The sequence below is a fragment of the Mycobacterium sp. genome, from assembly GCF_052143115.1.
Taxonomy (GTDB): Bacteria; Actinomycetota; Actinomycetes; order Mycobacteriales; family Mycobacteriaceae; genus Mycobacterium.
Genome location: NZ_JBKQTQ010000011.1, coordinates 1 through 12681 on the forward strand (window position 1 = coordinate 1; position 12681 = coordinate 12681).

Annotated in this window: 9 protein-coding genes; 4 read left to right on the plus strand and 5 right to left on the minus strand. The window is 66.4% G+C overall.

Going from position 1 to position 12681, the window contains the following annotated elements; genetic code table 11:
* Positions 1-65 precede the first annotated feature (65 nt).
* From ACLQI9_RS01125 to ACLQI9_RS01135, 3 genes are all read right to left on the minus strand, one after another.
* Positions 66-1895, minus strand: coding sequence for a phosphoenolpyruvate carboxykinase (GTP) (locus tag ACLQI9_RS01125; RefSeq protein WP_442390802.1), 1830 nt, complete (start codon positions 1893-1895; stop codon positions 66-68).
* Between the two features lie 155 nt (positions 1896-2050).
* Positions 2051-3616, minus strand: coding sequence for a hypothetical protein (locus tag ACLQI9_RS01130; RefSeq protein WP_442380449.1), 1566 nt, complete (start codon positions 3614-3616; stop codon positions 2051-2053).
* Positions 3617-3675: 59 nt separating this feature from the next.
* On the minus strand, positions 3676-4710 hold the full coding sequence (locus ACLQI9_RS01135) for a hypothetical protein (protein ID WP_442380408.1): 1035 nt from the start codon (positions 4708-4710) through the stop codon (positions 3676-3678).
* A 227-nt stretch (positions 4711-4937) separates the two neighbouring features.
* Here ACLQI9_RS01135 and trmB point away from each other — a divergent pair, with 227 nt between their 5' ends.
* The 3 genes from trmB to ACLQI9_RS01150 are packed head-to-tail and all read left to right on the plus strand — an operon-like array spanning position 4938 to position 9500.
* On the plus strand, positions 4938-5744 hold the full coding sequence (gene trmB / locus ACLQI9_RS01140) for a tRNA (guanosine(46)-N7)-methyltransferase TrmB (protein ID WP_442380410.1): 807 nt from the start codon (positions 4938-4940) through the stop codon (positions 5742-5744).
* Positions 5741-6457, plus strand: coding sequence for an NYN domain-containing protein (locus ACLQI9_RS01145; protein WP_442380412.1), 717 nt, complete (start codon positions 5741-5743; stop codon positions 6455-6457). The genes trmB and ACLQI9_RS01145 overlap by 4 nt, the downstream gene beginning before the upstream one ends.
* 49 nt (positions 6458-6506) lie before the next feature.
* On the plus strand, positions 6507-9500 hold the full coding sequence (locus ACLQI9_RS01150; protein WP_442380413.1) for an MMPL family transporter: 2994 nt from the start codon (positions 6507-6509) through the stop codon (positions 9498-9500).
* Between the two features lie 14 nt (positions 9501-9514).
* Here ACLQI9_RS01150 and ACLQI9_RS01155 read toward each other — a convergent pair whose 3' ends face one another.
* A complete protein-coding gene (locus ACLQI9_RS01155) occupies positions 9515-10669 on the minus strand; it encodes an AI-2E family transporter (RefSeq protein WP_442380415.1) in 1155 nt (384 codons plus the stop codon).
* A gap of 107 nt (positions 10670-10776) precedes the next feature.
* On the opposite strand from ACLQI9_RS01155, the gene ACLQI9_RS01160 reads away from it, so the two are divergent.
* Positions 10777-12036: a lysylphosphatidylglycerol synthase transmembrane domain-containing protein gene (locus ACLQI9_RS01160; RefSeq protein WP_442380417.1), complete on the plus strand. Its 1260-nt coding sequence runs from the start codon at positions 10777-10779 to the stop codon at positions 12034-12036.
* Between the two features lie 8 nt (positions 12037-12044).
* Here the strand turns inward: ACLQI9_RS01160 and ACLQI9_RS01165 are convergent, their stop codons facing one another.
* Positions 12045-12587 carry a hemophore gene (locus tag ACLQI9_RS01165; protein WP_442380451.1) on the minus strand — a complete coding sequence of 181 codons (543 nt, stop codon included), beginning with the start codon at positions 12585-12587 and terminating at the stop codon, positions 12045-12047.
* Positions 12588-12681: the final 94 nt, after the last annotated feature.

A 12681-nucleotide genomic window follows, 5' to 3' on the forward strand; every position in this document is an offset into this window, starting at 1 on the left:
CGCCCAATATGCACTTGAGCAGATCGAGCAAGCACGGGCGGAACTTCTGCTCGCGCTTACTGCGGTTAGTCGGCCTCAGCCAGCCGCTGCTTGAGCGCCTCGAACTCGTCCTTGACACCGGTCGGCAGTTTCTCGCCGACGAATTCGAACCACTCCTCGATCAGTGGCAGTTCCTTGCGCCATTCGCTCGCGTCGACCACGAGCGCTTTCTCCACATCGGCGATGTCGATGTCCAGCCCGTCCAAATCCAGATCGTTAGCGGAAGGCACGATGCCGATCGGGGTTTCCTGGCCGCTGCCCTTGTGCTCGATGCGGTCGACGATCCACTTCAGCACGCGGCTGTTCTCGCCGAAGCCCGGCCACAGGAACTTGCCGTCTTCGCCGCGGCGGAACCAGTTGACGAAGAACACCTTCGGCAGCTTGGACTCGTCTGAGTTCTTGCCCAGGTCGATCCAGTGCTGGAAGTAGTCGCCGACGTTGTAGCCCAGGAACGGCAGCATGGCCATCGGGTCACGGCGCACGGTGCCGACCTTGCCCTCCGCCGCGGCGGTCTGCTCGGAACCGAGGGTGGCACCGATAAATACGCCGTGTTGCCAGTCGCGGGCCTGGGTCACCAACGGCACCGTGGTCTTGCGGCGGCCGCCGAACAGGATCCCCGAGATCGGCACCCCTTGCGGGTCGTCCCATTCCGGCGCCAGGATCGGGCACTGCGACATCGGCGTGCAGTACCGCGAATTCGGATGCGCAGCTTTGGTTTCCGTCTCGCGAATAATCCAGTCGTGGCCCTTCCAGTCGATCAGGTGATCCGGCTCGCCCTCCAGGCCTTCCCACCACACGTCGTTGTCGTCGGTCAGCGCGACGTTAGTGAAGACGGTGTTGCCCGCGGCGATGGTCCGCATGGCGTTGGGGTTGGACTTCCAGTTGGTGCCCGGTGCCACCCCGAAGAAGCCAAATTCCGGGTTGACCGCATACAACCGGCCGTCCTTGCCGAACCGCATCCAGGCGATGTCGTCACCGAGCGTTTCGGCGCGCCAGCCCGGGACGGTCGGCTGAATCATCGCGAGGTTGGTCTTGCCGCACGCCGACGGGAACGCCGCCGCGAAGTAGTAAGCCTTGTTCTCGGGGGAAATCAGCTTGAGGATCAACATGTGCTCGGCCAGCCAGCCCTCGTCGTGAGCCATGGCCGAAGCGATTCGCAGCGAATAACACTTCTTGCCCAGTAGGGCATTGCCGCCGTAACCCGAACCGTAACTCCAGATTTCGCGGGTCTCCGGGAAGTGGGTGATGTATTTGGTGTCGTTGCACGGCCACGGGACGTCCGTTTGCCCGTCCTCCAACGGAGCGCCGACGGAATGCAATGCCTTAACGAAGAACCCGTCGTCACCGATCTTCTCCAATGCGGCCTTGCCCATGCGAGTCATGGTGCGCATCGAAACGACGACGTATTCCGAGTCGGTGATCTCCACGCCCAGCTTGGGATCGTCGGCACCAAGCGGGCCCATGCAGAACGGCACCACCCACATGGTGCGGCCCCGCATGCAGCCGCGGTACAGATCGGTCATGGTCGAGCGCATCTCGCTCGGTTCCATCCAGTTGTTGGTCGGACCGGCGTCGATCTGGCGCTCGGAACAGATGAAGGTCCGCGATTCGACGCGCGCCACGTCAGAGGGGTCCGACAACGCCAGGTAGGAGTTGGGCTGCTTTTTCGGGTTCAGCGGCGTGAAGGTGCCCGCTTCCACCAACTGCTCGCAGACGCGCCGCCACTCCTCTTCGGAACCGTCAGCGAAGACCACCCGGTCCGGCTGGGTGAGCTCGGCGACCTCCTCCACCCAGGACAGCAAGCCCTGGTGGTTAGTCGGGGCGGTATCCAGACCTGGAACGGTCGCTGAAGTCATCGAAATCTCCTGCACTCTCCTGCGTAGGCGGCTGCTCTAAGGCTCAGAGCGGACCATTTCGCCCGTGCGGCTTTGCGGTGGCCCTTTATACAGGTTATCGCGGGGAATGTCGCCAGGGCAGGTCGGCCGGGTATTGGATCACTCACAGGAACGATTCAGATCACGTTATCCGCGGTATTCGTCGACGGGGTTTCGCCAATTTCATCGGTGCCGGCATCGGTCGGGCTGTCGGGGTCGCCGGTTCCTGGTTCACTGGTCTCCGCCCCAGCCAACTGCCCGGTTCCTCCCCGGGCCGCTCCGGGGCCCGCATCGTCGCCGGGCGGAGCCGGTTCGCCAAGCTCCGCCCGCACCGCCTCGAGCGCGGCCTGTAGCGTCGGCATCTCCCGGCCTCGCAGCGCCGCCGCCCGCGCCCCGACGACGGCGTGCTCGCGCAGCTCGGTATCGATCACGCCGACCTGTTCGTTGACCCGCGCGCTCTCGACCTCGTCTTGCTCGCCCAGCGCCGTGGTCAGCGACGACTCAGCTCCTAGCACCCGAGTCGCGACCAGCTGCTCGAGCGCGGACCGCAGCAGGCCGGTCGCCTCGCCGGCCCAACGGTCCAGCAATGCGCGATCGCGCAGTACGCCGCGAGTGCCGACCACCCAGACGGTGAGCGCAAGGCCGATCGCCGCACATGCGACGGCCCCGGCCACGGTGAGTCCGGGAGCCAGGTCGGCCAACAACCGGCTGAGCGTCAACGCGACGCCCAACCCGAAACCGGCACCCACCAGCATCATCAACCGGGTCTCCAGTCGCCGCGACTTCAGCTGTGGAGGCGGTATCTCGATCGTCGGGAGTGCGACGGGTGCCGGCGGGCCGGTCGGCAGCCCCAGGCCTTGTGCCATGTCGGCCAAATGCTCGCTGGTGCCGCTGTCCACCTCGCCGACCACCTCGTCGATGCGCCCGCGGGCGTACGCCTCGAACTCCGGCAGTTTGCGTCGGGTGAGACTTCCCAGATCCTCCTGCAGCTCTGAGCGCACCGAGGCGCAGCGGTTGCGGGCGTAGTAAGACAGCTGGACGCGAGCCTGCTGGGTTTGGCTGCGCAGCGCGATCGTGCGCTCGGACTTCGACAGCCGTCGCTGCCGCAAAATACCGCTGCGCTGCTCACGTAATGCCTCGACCCGCGCCCGCCGACCCGCGCCGTCGGCGTCACGATCGTAGCGGTCAGCGACGTTCTGCAACCGGGATTCCCACGCGCGCAACCTGTTTCGTCGCGGAAGATCGGTGTCGGCGAGTTGTTCGCGTACCGCGACGACGAGGTCGTCGACGCGTGGTTCACCGCGCTCGGGCAGGGCAGCCACGCCGACCCAGGGCACGTCACGGTAGCGCGGCGCGTGCGCCGACAGCGCGTCGCGGTCGGTGGCCAGCACATCGCGCCAGGCGCGATGCACGTCGATCTTCGACACCACACCGATCACCGCGTCGGTATCGGTGGTCGCGGCGTCGAGCAGCGCGCAGTCGGATTCGGTCAACGCGGCCGCCGCCGAGACGACGAAGACCACCGCCGTCGGCGCTTCGCCGGCCGCCAGCTCGGCTGGCTCGATGAACGTGTGCTCGGGCAACCGTTCGCACAGTGCCGCGACCACGCCACTGACCCCGGCCAGCCACGGCCCGGTCACCAGGACCACGTCGCGGCGCTGCGTGGTCGGCGCACCCAGCCGCGGCCCGATCGCCGCCACCATTGCATCGACTGCGTCTTCTGCGCCTTCTGCGGCGATTGCGCCGCTGCCTGCCTGGTCGGTCACGCTGAACTCCCGACCTTTGACCATAGCCGCAGCGAGCCCCTGACGATGTCCGCGCCACAGGCGCGGTGCAGGCCCGCCACCGGCCCACGGCTGTAGCGTTGCCACCCCATGGCGCGGCGCAGATGTGCCGCGCCGCTATCGCAGCGATCGACCTGCATGCCGGCCGCCTCGACGACGTCTATGGCCGCCGTCATCCGGGCGATCACGGTGTCGTCGCAAGACAGGAATTCGCCGACTCGCAGGTCGGTGACGGCCAGCGTCTCCAACTCGGCGACGGCGTCCAGCACGCGGCGGTAGTGCACCTGTGCGCCTATCGACCCGATCGTGTCGACGACATCGTCAATGCAGCTCAGGCGGCGCAACACGGCGCGGGTCTGGTCACGCGTCGCGCCATCCCGGATCGCTTCCAGGGCCTGCTCGACGCCGAACACGTCGAGGGTGTCGAGCAGCCGCCGCCGCAGCTCGACGGACACTGGGTGCCCGCCGGTGAGAAAGCTGTCCGGCGAGCTCAGGTCGGCGGGCCGAGTGGCCAGCACCTGCAGCGCGGCCCACAGTGCGTCGTCCAGCACGTCGTCGAGCGCGGCAACCGCGAGCACTCCAACCACCGGCTGGATCGGCAGACCGGTGCGGGCGGAAAGCCGTGCGCAGCGGGTTCTCGCCGCGCTGGTCGGCCCGTGGCGGTGCAGGCCCGGTTGGCCGGTTGCGATCAGATCCGCCTTGTTCAGCACCGCCACGACCGGCCGGTTGGCCGCCGCGATCGCGTCACGATCCTCGGGTTTGACCACTTCGGCGACGACGTAGACGTCCACGTCGACTTCCGGCGACGTGGAAAGGGTGATCGTCCCGCGCAGGTCGGCAGCGCGCGCCAGCGCGCGCGCGACAGTGCTGCGGCCTACGCCCCGACGTCCGGACACCGCCACCCGAAGCGGCGCGGCGAGCCGATCGGCGATCGCGGCACAGCGCGAGTCAGCCACCCCGGTGGCAAATCGCTCCAGCTCATCGACGAAAATCTGACGCCCCTGTCCGATCATGTGTTTCGCCTGTCAGGTCCATCCCGGCAAAATGCCAGTACTACTGTGACATCGCCCCATTGTCACCGAGCCCTTCCGGTCCCCTTGGCACCTACCGGGCTTGCCGGCGAGCCGGGTCTGTCGCTGGAATGGTGACATCTGAGTCGCCGCGATGCGAGCCACCCGCTACCAGCCGAAAGCAACTGTTGGGTATCAATCTGATCCGCGGGCGGCAACATCGTCGATTCATGGGTAACGATGAACGGATGCGTGCGCAGCCCTCGGTGGAAGCGGTCACACCGCCGCCACCGCCAGACGCCCTGCCTGCGGCGCGCACTGCCGGCCGGTATCGCCGGACCACCAGCTTCCGGTCGCGGCGGTCGGCGTTGTCGCCCGCCCAGCAGCGAACCTGGGAGCGGTTGTGGCCCGACCTGGGCACCATAGCGACGCCGCAACACAGCCCCGACGCGCCGGACGAGCCACTGGATACCCGCGCCTGGTTTGGCCGCGATGCTCCGCTCGTACTCGAAATCGGCTGCGGCACAGGGACTTCTACGCTGGCGATGGCGCAAGACGAGCCAGAAGTCGACGTGATCGCCGTCGAGGTCTATCGGCGCGGGCTCGCGCAACTGCTCAGCGCCATCGATCGAGAGAGCGTCACCAATATCCGGTTGATCCGCGGGGATGCTGTCGATGTGCTGGAATCTCTGATCGCGCCGGGCTCGCTGAGCGGCGTCAGGGTGTTCTTTCCCGATCCATGGCCCAAGGCCCGGCATCACAAGCGCCGGCTGCTCCAGCCCGCCACGGTGGCCCTGATCGCTGACCGGCTCCGTCTCGGGGGTGTGCTGCATGCCGCCACCGACCATCCCGGCTACGCCGAGCAGATCGCCGAGGTTGGCGATGCCGAACCTCGCCTCAAGCGGGTGGATCCGCTCGGCGAACTGGCGATCTCGGTCATCCGCCCGACGACTAAATACGAGAACAAGGCGCAGGATGCCGGCAGCGCCGTCACCGAACTGGTGTGGGAGAGCCGCTCCGAAAGAAACCGACCATGAGCCTGACCGAAGAAATGATCGCGGAACCGACCCCACCCGTTACCGCACCGGTGGCACTTTCCGGTGACGCCGTGCCCGATGCCGGACCAGCAGTTCAGCGGGTGCTGCTGGTGTGGGACGCGCCGAACCTGGACATGGGCCTGGGATCCATCCTGGGCCGTCGGCCCACCGCACTGGAACGCCCGCGCTTCGACGCCCTTGGCCGCTGGTTGCTGGCCCGCACCGCCGAGGTCGGAGCCGATCGACAAGATGTTTCAACCGAACCCGAGGCCACCGTGTTCACCAACATCGCGGCGGGCAGCGCCGAAGTGGTCCGGCCGTGGGTGGATGCGCTGCGTAATGTGGGATTCGCTGTTTTCGCCAAGCCGAAACTCGACGAAGACAGCGATGTCGACAGCGACATGCTGGACCACATCGCGCGGCGCAGCGCCGACGGTCTGGCGGCGCTGGTGGTGGCGTCCGCTGATGGCCAGGCCTTCCGCCAGCCGCTTGAGGAAATCGCCCGCAGCCGGGTACCCGTTCAGGTGCTTGGATTTCGCGAACACGCCAGTTGGGCGCTAGCGTCGGATACCTTGGAGTTTGTTGATCTGGAGGACATCGCGGGTGTTTTCCGGGAGCCGCTGCCGCGAATCGGCCTCGATTCGCTGCCTGAGAAGGGGGCGTGGCTGCAACCATTCCGGCCGCTGTCTTCGTTGCTGACCTCGCGTGTCTGACAACTCAAAACCAATGCGCGGGTCGCCGCAGATCCAGTAAGGAGCTTACGTGTTCGCCTGGTGGGGTCGAACTGTGTACCGCTACCGGTACGTCGTCATCGGCGTCATGGTGGCGCTGTGCCTCGGCGCAGGCATCTTCGGGGTCAGCCTCGGCAAGCACGTCACCCAGAGTGGTTTCTTCGACGACAGCAGTCAGTCGGTCAAGGCGTCGGTACTGGGCGACGACACCTACGGCCGCGACCGGACCAGCCACATCGTGGCGACCTTCACGGCTCCGCAGGGCAAGACGGTCGACGACCCGGCCTGGTCGAAGCAGATCACGGATCAACTCAACAAATTCAAAACCGATCACCCCGAGCAGGTACTGGACTGGGTCGGCTACCTGCGAGCACCGAATGCCGCGGCAGTCAAGGGAATGGCGACCGAGGACAAGAAGCACACCTTTGTGTCCATCATGCTCAAGGGCGACAGCGACGACTCGATTCTCAATAACTACAAGGCGGTCGCGCCCGACCTGGTGAAGCTTGATGGCGGCAAGGTCGGCGTCGCCGGCCTCGAGCCGGTGGCCAACGGCTTGACCGGCACCATCGAAACCGACCAACGGCGAATGGAACTTCTGGCGGTGCCGCTGGTGGCGGTGGTGTTGTTCCTGGTTTTCGGCGGGGTGGTCGCCGCGTGCCTGCCGGTGATGGTCGGCGGCCTGGCGATCGCCGGCGCGCTGGGCATCATGCGTCTCGTGGCGATGTTTAGTCCGGTGAACTTCTTCGCCCAACCCGTGGTGACCATGATCGGCCTCGGTATCGCCGTCGACTATGGCCTGTTCGTGGTGAGCCGGTTTCGGGAGGAGATCGCCGAGGGCTATGACAGCGAGGTCGCGGTTCGCCGCACGATGATGACGGCCGGGCGCACGGTGACGTTCTCGGCGGTGCTGATCGCGGTGTCGGGGGCCAGCATGCTGGTGTTCCCGCAGGGCTTCCTGAAATCGCTGACCTATGCCGTCATCGCAGCGGTCATGCTGTCGGCGATCTTGTCGATCACCATCCTGCCGGCCGTGCTCGGAATCCTGGGCCACCGCGTCGACGCGCTGGGCGTGCGAGACCTGTTGCGGGTGCCGTTCTTGGCGAACTGGAAGCCGTCGCGCGTGTACCTCAACTGGCTGGCAAACCTGCTGCAAAAGACCAAAACCCGCGAAGAGGTCGAGCACGAGTTCTGGGGCAAGTTGGTCAACCGGGTGATGAAGCGCCCGCTGGTGTTCGCCATTCCGATCGTCGTCGGGATGATCCTGCTGATCATCCCGCTGGGAAACCTGAAGCTCGGCGCCTTCAGCGAAAAATACCTTCCGCCGGATAACCCGGTCCGGGTGGCCCAGGAGAAATTCGACACGCTGTTCCCGGGCTACCGCACCCAGCAGCTCACCATGGTGATCCAAAGCAACAACGGCGGCAAGGTCACCGATCAGCAGGTTGCCGAAATCCGCAACGATGTCGGCTCAATCAACGGGTTCACCGACAAGAGCTGGCAGGACCGGCCGTGTCCGACGATCGCCGATAATCCCTGCGTAGCAGGCCCCGCCGGGGCGAGCCACCCCAAGGACGACGCGGTGCGGGTGATCCAGAACGGGCTGGAGAAGCCGAACGATTCGGCCAAGAAGATCAACGAATTGCGGGCTATCTCCGCGCCGAAGGGGCTGACGGTTCTGGTCGGCGGCACACCCGCGCTTGAGCAGGACGCCATCCACGGCATTTTCAGCAAGCTGCCGTTGATGTTGGTCATTCTGTTGACCACCACCACGCTGTTGATGTTCCTGGCGTTCGGATCGCTGGTGCTGCCGATCAAAGCCACCGTGATGAGCACGTTGACGCTCGGGTCGACGATGGGCATCTTGACGTGGATCTTCGTTGACGGCCACTTCGCCAAGTTGCTGAATTTCACGCCGACACCGCTGACCGCGCCGGTGATCGGTCTGATCATCGCGGTCGTCTTCGGGCTATCGACCGACTACGAAGTATTTCTGGTGTCCCGGATGGTTGAGGCACGCGCACGCGGCATGTCCACCGCGGAGGCCATCCGGATCGGAACCGCAGCCACCGGTCGCATCATCACCGCCGCGGCGACCGTCCTTGCCGTGGTCGCCGGCTCGTTCATCTTCTCCGACTTGGTGATGATGAAGTACCTGGCGTTTGGGCTGATGGCAGCACTTCTGTTGGACGCCACCGTCATCCGGATGTTCCTGGTGCCGTCGGTGATGAAGCTCCTTGGCGACGACTGCTGGTGGGCGCCACTGTGGATGAGGCGGCTGCAGAACCGCATCGGGCTGGGCGAGATTCACCTGCCCGACGAGCGCAAGAAGCCCGTCCCCCGCCGGGCCGAGCGACCGGCGGTCGCCGCATCCCCCGCCGTCGCTGGACAACCCCGTCCACCGCACGACCCCACCCACCCCGGCGCGGAGGCCCCGCCGCGGTCCGGCAGACCGGCTGGGCCGGCGCCTCGACCGGACTACCGGCCACCGGCTCAGGACACGCCCTCGGCTGCCGGCACCACGAAAATGCGCGTCCCGGGACGCGCTGAGCCCCAAGAGCCGCCGACGACTCGCTTTTCCGCCCAACCGAGCCCTGAAAGCGCTCCCGCCCCCGGACACGAGCGCCCACCCCAACCGCCCGCCGCAGCGCCGCCGGGGCCGCAGCCACCCGGCGGTGAAGATCGCGAAATCGAGTCCTGGCTCAGCGATCTGCGCGGGTCGAAGCACAACGACCGCCCCGGCGATCCTCGCGGCACAGCCACCCCTCCGCCGCCATCGAAGCCGTCCGCCGATCCGACCCGGGCCATGCAGGTGCCGAGCGACCGCTCCTCGGGGCAGCAGCCGCCCGCAGAGGATGCCACTACCGCCATCCCGACCGGTCCGCGGGACGAGAAGGATCCCGACGTCGCGACCCAGAAACTGAACTCCCGCGCAAACAACGCCGACAGTCCCGACCGTCCGCGTCAACGCCACGGCGGCGGGCTCAGCGCGCAGGATCTGTTGCGCCGCGAGGGCCGGATCTAGCGGGGCAATCGGATTTAGTCCGCGGTTCCGCTTTCGGGCTCCAGCTCATCCGGCTCGGCCTGCATGATGACCGCATCGTCGTCGGTCTTTTTGGCGGCGGCGGACGGATCATCGGCCAGCAGCACCTGGAACGCGTTGTTGAAGAAAGCGACCGTCGGGACCGCGAGCAGCGCGCCGACGACCCCGGCGAGCACACCGCCCGTCGAGATCGCCACCACCACCGCCAACGGATGGATCGATACCGCGCGGCCCATCACCAACGGCTGCAGGATGTGCGCTTCGAGTTGGTTGACGCCGATGAGCACGCCAAGCGTGATGAGCGCGTAGACGAATCCTTTCGCAAGCAGTGCCACCACCACCGCGAGAAAGCCGCTGATGAAGGCACCGACCAGCGGGATGAACGCACCGAGGAACACCAACGAGGCCAGCGGCAGAGCCAGTGGCACGCTCATGATCGCCAGGCCGGTGCCGACTCCCACCGCGTCGACCAACGCCACCAGGAAGGTGGCCCGCACGTAGCCGACCAGCGACCCGTATCCCGCGTTGCCCGCGGCCCGCACCCGGTCCCGGACGTCGGTAGGGAAGATCTTCGTGACGTACTGCCAGATATTGCGTCCGCCGTAGAGGAAGAAGATCAGCGTGAAAAACATCAGCAGTGCCGCAGTGAGGATCTCGGTGACGGTGGCCGCAGTCGACAGCGCGCCGCTGGTTAACTTCGCCTGATTGTTCTGCAGCGCCTGGATGGCCGCGTTCCCGGCGTTCTCGATCTGTTGGCGGCTCAGATGTAGCGGCCCCTCGATCAGCCAATTGCGGGTTTTATCGATGCTGCGGGTGACCTGGTTGACCAGATCCGGCAAACCGATGACGAATTGGCTGATGACGAACGTCATGATGCCGCCCAGAATCGCGAAGCCAGCCAATAACACCAGGGCGACCGCGCCACCGCGGGGCGCGCCCCGCCGGTCCAGCCAATCCACCGGATGGATCAGCAGTGCGCTCAGCATCAACGCCAGCAGCAGCGGGACGACGATGATTTCCAGCCGCGCGATAACCCATAACAGCGCGACCAGAGCCACCAGGATGACCAATAGCCGCCAGGCCCAGGCAGCGGTTTTCCGAACGAGAGGTTCGACGGAATCCCCATAATCCGCGTCGGCCTTCGACGGCATATGGTCAAGCCTAACCGCCGGTGGGTAGCACACCGTCCGCAAATACAGTACGGACACTTGCGCCGCGCACCGATCTTGGTGCGACCTGCGCGGCTACGCTAATTCACGTGTCGCGCGACGCACCGGCCACGAACGTCAGCGGTCAGCACGAAGAACGTGCCCGCGGCAAGTACTGGTGGGTGCGCTGGGCCATTCTGGGCATCGTCGCGATCGTGCTGGCGGTCGAGGTGGCACTGGTGCGGGACCAGGTGGCCAAGGCCGCCAAGAGCCTCTACTCAGCGAATTGGTGGTGGCTGCTGGCCTCGGCCCTGGCGGCCGTCGTCTTGATGCACAGCTTCGCCGAGGTTCAGCGGACCCTGCTGGCATCGGCCGGCGTGCACGTCAAGAAATTGCGGTCGGAAGCCGCCTATTACGCGGCCAACTCGTTGAGCACTACGCTGCCCGGCGGTCCGGTGTTAGCAGCGACGTTTCTGCTTCGGCAGCAACGGATTTGGGGCGCATCGACGTTGGTGGCGTCGTGGCAGCTGGTGATGTCGGGCGTGCTGCAAGCGGTTGGGCTGGCACTGCTGGGTCTGGGCGGCGCGTTCTTCCTCGGCGCGAAGAACAACCCCCTCTCGTTGCTGTTCACCCTCGGCGGCTTCGTCGCATTGTTGCTGCTGGCCCAGGCGGTGGCGTCGCGGCCGGAGCTGATCGACGGGATCGGGTGCCGAGTGTTGTCGTGGGTCAACTCGGTTCGGGGTAAACCGTCCGACGCCGGCCTGGCGAAGTGGCGCCAGATGCTCTCGCAGCTGGAATCGGTCAGCCTGAGCCGCCGCGACCTCGCGGTGGCCTTCAGCTGGGCACTGGTCAACCGGTTCGCTGACGTCGCCTGCCTGGGCTTCGCCGCATACGCGGCCGGTTATCACGCGTCGGTCGGCGGGTTGATGGTGGCCTGTGCGGCCGCCCGCGCGGTCGGCACGATACCGCTGATGCCCGGCGGTCTGTTGGTCGTGGAGGCGGTGTTGGTGCCCGGTTTGGTGTCCAGCGGATTGCCGTTGTCCGGCGCTATTTCGGCGATGTTGATCTACCGTCTGATCAGCTGGTTATTCCTCGCCGCCGTCGGCTGGGTGGTGTTCTTCTTCATGTTCCGCACCGAGAACGACGCCGATCCTGACGCCTTGGAACCGGGCACGGACACCGCCGCAGGGACCGACACCGCGGCAGGCCTGGCCGGCAACCCGGCTTCGACACACCTCAAAAACGGCAACGGGGCGATGCCCGTCGAACCGGCCGACGCCGCGCTCCAGGGTCCGGTGCCACCGGACCCGGTCGCCAAGACGGGCGAGACTTCAGCCACACGCAGGCGCCGGGGGGCTGCCCAGAACTAGCCGGGCGCCTACTTGATAGCGCTGAGCCCCGGCATCACTGCGGGGCCAGGTGCGACCGGCGCCGCGGCCGGAACCCCGCCTGGAGACACGGCGCCCTGGGCCCCTGAGATGGCCTGCGCCGCAGCATTCGGCAGCCCGCCGGGCAGGCCGCCCTGCGCGCCCTGCATGAAGCCGAGTACCTGAGGAAGGCTGATCGGCAACTTGCACTGGGTCGACAGACCGGCGAGCGGCTGCGCGATCGTCTGCAGATCGCTGGCTGCCTTGGGGTTGGCAGTGAGATAGCCCTTCAGCGAGTCGACCGACTGCGGTCCCGCCGGCTGTTGCATGACGGTGGTCATCGCCTGGTTCGTCTCCGGATGCCCGTCCAGGTAGTCGCCGGCGGACCGGGCGACGTTGCCGATCGTCCTCGCCATCTCACTGGCAGCACAGGGGTCAGACGCGCCGACCGCCGACGGCACAGACAGCAGCACCGCCGCGGTGGCACCACCCATCGCGGTGGCGGTCAGCACGCCGAACAGTCGTCGGTGCATTTTCGCAGTATCCCCAGTCAGGGAAGTCATAGATAGCTCCTTATGGGCCGCGATATCGGTACGCCTCGCAACCAGCTGCGGTCCGCGGCTTGTGAAACCGAATCGTGACCTCCCA

Excerpts from the sequence above, each read along its gene's own strand:
- ACLQI9_RS01125 (WP_442390802.1), bottom strand. The coding sequence starts at position 1,895 with ATGACTTCAGCGACCGTTCCAGGTCTGGATACCGCCCCGACTAACCAC.
- ACLQI9_RS01155 (WP_442380415.1), bottom strand. The coding sequence starts at position 10,669 with ATGCCGTCGAAGGCCGACGCGGATTATGGGGATTCCGTCGAACCTCTC.
- trmB (WP_442380410.1), top strand. The coding sequence starts at position 4,938 with ATGGGTAACGATGAACGGATGCGTGCGCAGCCCTCGGTGGAAGCGGTC.
- ACLQI9_RS01145 (WP_442380412.1), top strand. The coding sequence starts at position 5,741 with ATGAGCCTGACCGAAGAAATGATCGCGGAACCGACCCCACCCGTTACC.
- ACLQI9_RS01135 (WP_442380408.1), bottom strand. The coding sequence starts at position 4,710 with ATGATCGGACAGGGGCGTCAGATTTTCGTCGATGAGCTGGAGCGATTT.
- ACLQI9_RS01130 (WP_442380449.1), bottom strand. The coding sequence starts at position 3,616 with ATGGTGGCGGCGATCGGGCCGCGGCTGGGTGCGCCGACCACGCAGCGC.